Below are 6,513 nucleotides of genomic sequence, written 5' to 3'. Positions count from 1 at the left end.
GCCGGATCCGTTGCAGGTGTAGAGCTGGATCGGCGCCAGGTTCGCCGTCGATCCGCCGGCCACGTCCACGCACTTGTTGTTCTGGCTCTTGATCGCGCCGCCCTCGAAGACGAACTTCTGGGCGTTGGTGTTGTTGCACGTGTACATCTGCAGCCGGGCACCGTCCACGAAGTTCGCGGCCGGCACGTCGATGCACTTGTTGTTCCAGTTGCTCAGGATCGACACCGCGCCGTTGGTGGGCGGCGGCGGGGTGGTGCCACCGGCCCCGAACGGGCTGAGGATGATGCCGGCCGAGCGCGGGTCGCCGTCGTGCACCAGCGACTCGAAGGCGCCGACGTCGTCGAACGGGAACGCGTACGCCTTACCGTCGACCATGTTGGCGTGGATGATCCGGGCGTAGTGGTTGGCCGGGTTGTTGCGGTAGAACTCGCCGGCGTTCAGGGTCGGCTGGGTGTCCAGCGTGCCGAGCGTGCCGCGGTTGAGCGCGGCGCAGAGGGTACGCGAGATCGGCCCGACCACCTGGTCGTTGGGTGCCGGCAGGTCCCCGGCGCAGCCCCACACGCTGCCGTCGGACGGCTTGTTGAACGAGGCCACCTGCTGCCCGGCGGTGTTGGTGAAGTTCATGACGTTGCCCGACGTCCGTCCGAAGTACTTGACGTTGGGCTGGTCGCCGAACGGCACCACGGTCAGCACCTTGCCCGCGTACGCGTTCCACGCCGACGTGATGTAGCCCTGGTAGTAGGTCGGGGACAGCAGCCCGGCCTCAGACGCCTTGCCCGGCGCCAGCACGCGCAGCACCGTTCCGTCGCTGCGTGTCTGAACCGTGTTGGCCCAGCCCGCCTGTGCGCGGATGCCGTCGATGATCGCGTTGCGGCCGTTGTTGACCACGTCGCCGGTGCGCCTGGTCGCGCCGTTCGCCCCGGTGACGGTCACCGCGTGAGGCACCGCGAACATGTCCACCTGCGAGCTGTTGATCCAGATCCCGGCGTCGTTGTAGGTGAACTCGCTCCAGTCGAAGAGGATGTTGCGGTTGGCGTCGCCGGCCCAGGGCGCGGGTTGCACCAGGCCGTCCGGCGTGAGGAAGAACTTGATCTTCTCCCCAAACGAGAAGTAGACGCGGCCGGAGAAGCCACGCGGGAAGTTGATGGTGGTGCTGCCGCCGTTGCCGGGACCTCCGATGGCGACGTCGGGGGCGGGCGAGGGTGGAATCTGGCCGCCGGTCCATGGGGTGAACGTGCCGCCCTGGTTCACATAGCCGAGGCGGCCGCTGGAGAGTTGAACGCCGATCACGTACAGGTAGGTGGCCTCGCCGCGGCCGGTGCTGTTGGTGACGTTGACCGGGAGGATGGCCGGTCCGATGGCCTGGGCCGGGGCGGCGAGCAGGGGGACGGAGAGGACGGCACTGGCTAGCGCTGCTAGCAGTCTTCTTCGCACGGGAGCCTCCGTGGAGTGTCGGGGGAGAGAGCGCTCTCACAGCTTCCGATCTGTTAACAAGCTGTGTCAATAGATGAGCGACGATGAACTGCGGACGAAGACTGCGCGGATAAGGTCGGACCTATGAGTGAGATGAGCTATCGCCGGCTGGGCACCTCCGGGCTGGTCGTGTCGGCGATCGGGATCGGCTGCAACAACTTCGGCCGCAAACTGGACGCCGACGGCACCGCCGCGGTGGTGCACGCCGCGCTCGACGCCGGGGTCACCCTGTTCGACACCGCCGACATCTACGGCACCCCGCACGGCGCGTCGGAGGAGCTGCTCGGCGCCGCGCTCAAGGGCCGCCGCGACGAGATCGTGCTGGCCACGAAGTTCGGCATGGACATGGAGGGGCTGAACGGCGCGGACCGCGGCGCGCGGGGCGCGCGGAGATACATCATCCGCGCGGTGGAGACGTCCCTGCGGCGGCTGGACACCGACTACATCGATCTCTACCAGATGCACGCGCCGGACGAGTCGACCCCGATCGACGAGACCCTCGCGGCGCTGGACGACCTGGTCCGCGCGGGCAAGGTGCGTTACCTGGGCAACTCCAACTTCGCCGGATGGCAGATCGCGGACGCCGACTGGACCGCGCGCGCCGGCGGCCTGACGCCGTTCATCAGCGCGCAGAACCAGTACAGCCTGCTGCATCGGGAGGTCGAGGCCGAGGTGGTGCCGGCCTGCGAGCACTTCGGGCTGGGGCTGCTGCCGTTCTTCCCGCTGGACAGCGGCCTGCTCAGCGGCAAGTACTCCCGCAACGAGAAGCCCGCGGAGGGTACGCGTCTCGCGCAGTCCCGCTATCAGCGCTGGCTCGACGGCGCCGACTGGGACACCATCGAGGCGCTCACCGCGTTCGGCGCGGAGCGCGGGCACGGGCTGCTCGACGTGGCGATCGCGGGCCTGGCCGCCCGGCCCGCGGTGACCAGCGTCATCGCCGGGGCGACCTCCCCGGAGCAGGTGCGGGCGAACGTGGCCGCGGGCGAGTGGCAGCTCACCCCGGAGGACGTCGCCGCCCTGGACGAGATCCTCGGCTAAACCTCGGCGAACAGGGGCCCGTCCTCCGGCAGGGCGGGCGCCTCGCCGTGCTCGGCGGCGCGGCGGGCGAACTCCCGCAGGCCAGCCACCTGCCGCTCACCCAGCGAGAAGTCGAGGGTACGGAAGTAGTTGGCGAGCGTGGCGGCGTCGAACGGCTCCCACCGGGCTGCGGCCGCGGCCACCGTGTCCAGCTCGTCGAGGCACAGGTCGCGCGAGCGCAGGAACGCCTCGTGCACCTCCTTGACCGTGCCCGGGTGTGCCGCCGCGAACTCCCGCCGGACCGCCCACACCGCGAAGACCATGGGCAGCCCGGTCCAGTCGCGCCACTCCTCGGCCAGATCCACCACGCGCAGGCCGCGCGCGGGCGCCTCGTGCATCGCGCGCAGCGCCGGGTCGCCGATCAGCACCCCGGCGTCGGCCTCCATGAGCATCTGCGACAGATCCGGCGGGCAACGGAAGTAGTCGGGCTTCGCCCGGTAGCGCTCGGCCAGCAACATCTGGGCCAGCAGCACGCCGGTGCGCGAGGTCGAGCCGAGAGCGACCGGGCGCCCGTCCAGCTCGGCGAGCGGGCGGGTCGAGATCAGGTTGACCGAGAGCACCGGGCCGTCGCTGCCCACCGCGAGGTCGGGCAGGAGCAGCAGGTCATCGGCGTGCCGCAGGTACTCGACCAGGGAGATCGGGCCGATGTCGAGGTCGCCGGCGACGAGCGCGGCATTCAGCGCGTCGGGCGTGTCCTTGCGCAGGTCGACGTCGAGCAGCGCACCGGAGCGCATCAGGCCCCAGTAGATCGGCAGGCAGTTCAGGAACTGGATATGGCCGACCCTGGGCCGCTGCTCGACGTCAGTCATGCCTCGACGCTAGCCCCGTGATCTCACCAGCTCGTAATTCGGTGGCGCGATACACACCGCGGCGTAGGCTCTAAGGCCGCTTGACGGCCGCGGTGAAAGGCACCGAAGCGGACGTCCCCGCGCCGGGTCTGGCGGCCATCCGCCCCCGGAAACGCGGAGCGAGCAGCAGGTAAGGAAAAGGAAGATCAGCGTGCCCGCACCTGACCTCGACACCGAACTCGAAGCCGAACGAACCCATCTGTCCGCCTCCCGGGCCGCGCTGCGCCGGATGCGCGGCCGCGCCGAGGCCCTCTACTCCGCCGGCAGCGAGGTGGCCGGCGACCCGTACGGGGCGGAGGCGCTCGGCCGGACCCTCTCCCGCCGGGTCGCCGAGCTGGCCGACGACCCCACCACGCCGCTGTTCTTCGGGCGGCTCGACATCGACGACGCCGCCTACCACGTGGGCCGGCGGCACGTCACCGACGACGCCGGCGAGCCGATGGTGCTCGACTGGCGGGCCCCGCTGTCCCGTTCCTTCTACCGGGCCAGCGTGCGCGACCCACAGGGCGTCGCGGTCCGGCGCCGGTTCGGCTTCGTCAAGGGCGAGCTGACCAGCTTCGAGGACGAGCACCTGGACCGCGGCGAGGAGCTGGGCACGAAGAGCCGCATCCTGACCGCCGAGATCGAGCGGCCACGGGTCGGGCCGATGCGCGACATCGTGGCCACCATCCAGCCCGAGCAGGACGAGCTGGTGCGGGCCGACCTCGAGCGGTCGATCTGCGTGCAGGGCGCGCCGGGCACCGGAAAGACGGCGGTCGGGCTGCACCGGGCGGCATACCTGCTCTATCTGCACCGCGAGCGGCTGCGCCGGTCCGGGGTGCTGATCGTGGGGCCCAACACGGCGTTCCTGTCGTACATCTCCGCGGTGCTGCCGGCACTGGGCGAGATCGAGGTGCAGCAGGCGACGGTCGACGAGCTGATCGCCCGGGCGCCGGTGCGGGCCACGGACAGCCCGGCCGCGACGCTGGTCAAGCACGATCCGCGGATGGCTCAGGTGCTGGCCAAGGCGTTGTGGCGCAGGCTGGCCAAACCCACCGAACCGATCATGGTGTCGGACGGCTCGTACCGGTGGCGGATCGACGCCGAGCCGCTGCGCCGGATCGTGGACGAGGCCCGGCGCGAGGGTCTGCCGTACGCGGTCGGCCGGGAGCGGGTGCTGGCCCGGGTGGTCGGGCTGTTGCAGCGGCAGTCGGAATACCGCACCGGCAACTCACCGGGCGAGGGCTGGCTGCGCAAGATGAGCCGGATCGAGCCGGTCCGGCGCTTCCTGGACGCCGCCTGGCCCGAGGTGACACCGGCCGAGCTGGTGGTGGGCGTGCTGACCGATCCGTCGGACCCCCTGCTGACCGCCGAGGAGCAGGACGCGATCCGCTGGGTCAAGCCGCCGAAGACCCCGAAGTCGGCGAAGTTCAGCGCGGCCGACCTGGTGCTGCTCGACGAAGCCGCCGGGCTGCTCGAGCGGGAGACGAGCTTCGGGCACGTGGTGGTCGACGAGGCGCAGGACCTGTCGCCGATGCAGGCGCGGGCGATCGCGCGGCGCAGCGAGCACGGCTCGATCACGCTGCTCGGCGACCTGGCGCAGGGCACCGCGCCGTGGGCCGCGGCCGACTGGGCGGACACCCTCGGCCACCTGGGCAAGCCGGATGCCGCAGTGGTGCCGTTGACCGTCGGGTTTCGCGTACCCGAAATGATCCTCGCTCTGGCCAACCGCCTCCTGCCCGCTCTCGGCGTCGGCGTGGCCGAGGCGGTGTCGCTGCGCCGCGACGGCGACCTGACCGTCACACACGCCGAGGATGTGGACGCGGCGATGCTGGTCGAGGTGACCGCGGCGCTCGAGCACGAGGGGTCGGTGGCGGTGATCGCCGCGGATGACGCGGTCGACCGGCTGCGCAAACACCTGACCGCGGCCGGCATCACGTCCGCGAGCGCGGACGAGGTGGAGTCCGAGGAGCGCGTCACGGTGGTGCCGGCGACGCTGGTCAAGGGCCTCGAGTACGACCATGTGATCGTCGTCGAGCCGGCCGACATCGTGGAGTCCGAGGCGCGCGGGCTCAACCGCCTCTACGTGGTGCTGACCCGGGCCGTCTCCCGCCTGTCGGTGGTGCACGGCCGGCCGCTCCCGGCGCCGCTCACAGCGGCTTGACCCACCTCGACCACTCCGCCTGCCGCCGGTAGCCGGCCGCGCGCCAGATCCGGTGCGCGAGCTCGTTGTCGTCGAGCACCATGGCGTCGACCCGCGTGCCGCCCAGCACCCGGAACCGGTCCTCGGCGGCCTCGATCAACGCACGGCCGATGCCTTCACGGCGATGCCGTGGGCCGACCGCCAACCGGTAGAGGTGGCAGCGCCAGCCGTCCCACCCGGCGATCACCGTGCCGGCGATGTCGTCGCCGTCCATGGCCAGGATCAGCGCGTCCGGATCGCGCAGATGCAGCGCGGCCAGGGCGGCGGGGGTGTCCGGCGGGCGGTGGGCGTCCTCGGCCGCGATCCGCCAGAAGGCCAGCACGCGCGCGATGTCCGCCGCCTCGGCGGAGCGCAGTTCAATCTCGGCCACGCTATGTCACCAGCGCTTCCAGCAGGCGGTCGGTGAGGTCGGTGCGCCGCTCGCTGCGATCCCGCGCGGCCAGCACCACAAGATCAAAACCTGTGCCGGGTACGCGCACAAGCATCGTCCGCACATCGGCATACGAGCCGCCGTGCCGGTAGATGCGGTGCCCCGCATGCTCGCGGACGCCCATCCCCCAGGCGTAGCCCAGCACCGGGGTCTGCAGCAGGCCGGTGATGCCGAGCCGGTCGGTGTCGAGCGCCTCGGCCCAGCGCAGCAGGTCCTCGGCGGTGCTCCACAGGCCGCCGTCGCCGATGGACAGTGGTGCGGGATGCCGGGGGTCGAGTTGCACGGCACCGGGCGGGGACGGCTCGGGGCCGGCCCAGAAGAGGGTGTCGGCCATGCCCAGCGGGGTGAAGATCCGGTCCTTTGCGAAGGTGGCCAGCGGCGTTCCGGTCGTGCGCGCGACCGCCTCGGCCAGCAGCACATAGCCGACGTTCGAGTAGCTCGACGCCGCCGCCCCGCCCACCCCGGCAGGGGGTGGGTCGCCCTCCGCGTCGGCCGCCGCCTCC

Annotated in this window: 6 protein-coding genes; 2 read left to right on the top strand and 4 right to left on the bottom strand. The window is 71.3% G+C overall.

Annotation, left to right across the window (positions count from 1 at the left end; all coding sequences use genetic code 11):
* Window positions 1–1,434 (bottom strand): beta-1,3-glucanase family protein (locus tag AB0M20_RS20815; protein ID WP_364300437.1); only part of this gene is annotated, 1,434 nt, incomplete at its 3' end.
* A 123-nt stretch (window positions 1,435–1,557) separates the two neighbouring features.
* Between AB0M20_RS20815 and AB0M20_RS20810 the strand changes: the two genes are divergently transcribed.
* Entirely contained in the window at window positions 1,558–2,511 is a 954-nt protein-coding gene (locus AB0M20_RS20810) for an aldo/keto reductase (protein WP_364300435.1), read from the top strand.
* Here AB0M20_RS20810 and AB0M20_RS20805 read toward each other — a convergent pair.
* Entirely contained in the window at window positions 2,508–3,359 is an 852-nt protein-coding gene (locus AB0M20_RS20805; RefSeq protein WP_364300433.1) for a menaquinone biosynthesis protein, read from the bottom strand. The genes AB0M20_RS20810 and AB0M20_RS20805 overlap by 4 nt on opposite strands.
* A 190-nt stretch (window positions 3,360–3,549) precedes the next feature.
* Here AB0M20_RS20805 and AB0M20_RS20800 point away from each other — a divergent pair, with 190 nt between their 5' ends.
* Window positions 3,550–5,541, top strand: coding sequence for an AAA family ATPase (locus AB0M20_RS20800; protein ID WP_364300431.1), 1,992 nt, complete (start codon window positions 3,550–3,552; stop codon window positions 5,539–5,541).
* On the opposite strand, the gene AB0M20_RS20795 is transcribed toward AB0M20_RS20800, so the two are convergent.
* Both AB0M20_RS20795 and AB0M20_RS20790 read right to left on the bottom strand, forming a co-directional pair.
* Entirely contained in the window at window positions 5,528–5,950 is a 423-nt protein-coding gene (locus tag AB0M20_RS20795; RefSeq protein WP_364300429.1) for a GNAT family N-acetyltransferase, read from the bottom strand. The two genes, AB0M20_RS20800 and AB0M20_RS20795, sit on opposite strands and share 14 nt — an antisense overlap.
* Before the next feature lies 1 nt (window position 5,951).
* A partial coding sequence (locus AB0M20_RS20790) for a serine hydrolase domain-containing protein (RefSeq protein ID WP_364300427.1) occupies window positions 5,952–6,513 on the bottom strand: 562 nt, incomplete at its 5' end.

This window comes from Actinoplanes sp. NPDC051633, assembly GCF_040681735.1.
In the GTDB taxonomy this organism is placed as follows: Bacteria; Actinomycetota; Actinomycetes; order Mycobacteriales; family Micromonosporaceae; genus Actinoplanes.
Note: the sequence above shows the minus strand (reverse complement) of the source record. Positions and strands in the feature narration are given on the sequence as shown.